1 protein-coding gene is annotated in these 1359 nt (G+C 59.2%); it reads left to right on the plus strand.

Features of this window, described 5'->3' with window-relative positions; translation table 11 throughout:
- On the plus strand, positions 1–1359 hold a 1359-nt coding region (locus tag KPG66_RS09010; protein WP_237070707.1), incomplete at both ends, for a condensation domain-containing protein.

A 1359-nucleotide genomic window follows, 5' to 3' on the forward strand; every position in this document is an offset into this window, starting at 1 on the left:
CAGACGGCCAGCTCGAGTATCTCGGCCGCACCGACCATCAAGTCAAAATCCGCGGCTTTCGCGTCGAGTTGGGAGAAATTGAAACGCAGTTGCTTGCCTACCCCGATGTCAAACAAGCCGTTGTGGTGGCACGAGAGGACGAGCCAGGTCAAAAACGGTTGGTTGCCTATCTCGTCAGTGATGACGCAATCGATACTGCCGCGCTACGCGCACACCTCAAAGGCAGCTTGCCCGACTACATGACGCCATCGGCATTTGTGAAGCTGGAAGCCATGCCGATGACGCCTAACGGCAAACTGGATCGAAAGGCTCTACCCGCGCCAAACTTTGTATCCGAGCGCTACCGTGCTGCACGTTCGCCTCAGGAGCAAACGCTAACCGAGTTGTTTGCCGAAGTGCTCGGCTTGCCACGCGTGGGCATCGACGACAATTTCTTCGAACTGGGCGGCCATTCATTGTTGGCGATGCGCGTGGCAGCTCGCGTCAGGCAGGCGTTGGGAGTGGAATTACCGGTGCGTCTTTTGCTCGAAGCGCCCACTATCGCTGAGCTCACGCCTCATCTCGACGCATTGCGGCAAAGCAGTGACCTCAACATCCCAGCACTGACCACGCAAACGCGTCCTGCCACCCTGCCTCTATCGTTTGCGCAAGAGCGCTTGTGGTTTCTAAACCAGCTAGGGCAGGACGCTGCGTATCAGATACCAATCGCGATGCGCTTGACAGGCAAGCTCAATATCGCTGCGCTAGAAGCCGCGCTCAGCGAAATCGTGCGGCGCCATGAAACGTTGCGTACTCGGTTCGAGACCATTGAGGGGACCGGCGTGCAGGTCGTCCATTCGCCATGGGCGGTGGAGTTGGTACCACAAGAGGTGACTGAACAAGACGTCATGCGTCATCTGCTAGCCATCGCTGAACAGCCGTTTGATCTGACTACGGGGCCGCTGGCGCGCTTTGCCTTGCTGCGGCTTGCGCCCGATAGCCATGTGCTAAGCGCGACACTGCATCACATTATTTCAGATGGTTGGTCAATGGGCGTGCTGATGCAGGAACTCGAAGCGCTGTACACCGCCTTCAGCCAAAAGCAAGATTCGCCCCTATCCGAGCTGCCCGTGCAGTATGCCGACTATGCGCTCTGGCAGCGGTCCTGGTTCAAGGACCAAGCACTCGAGCAGGAATTGAATTACTGGCGCGCGCAACTGTCGGGCGCGCCCGCCGCGCTCGAGCTGCCGACTGACCGGCCGCGGCCTGCCGTGCCAAGTGGACAGGGCCATGGCGTGTTAGTGCATGTGCCGGCCGCGCTCGCCACGCAACTTAAAGCGCTGGCGCAGCGTGAAGGCGCCACGCTATATATGACCCTGC

The organism is Mycetohabitans sp. B2, from assembly GCF_021733735.1.
In the GTDB taxonomy this organism is placed as follows: domain Bacteria; phylum Pseudomonadota; class Gammaproteobacteria; order Burkholderiales; family Burkholderiaceae; genus Mycetohabitans; species Mycetohabitans rhizoxinica.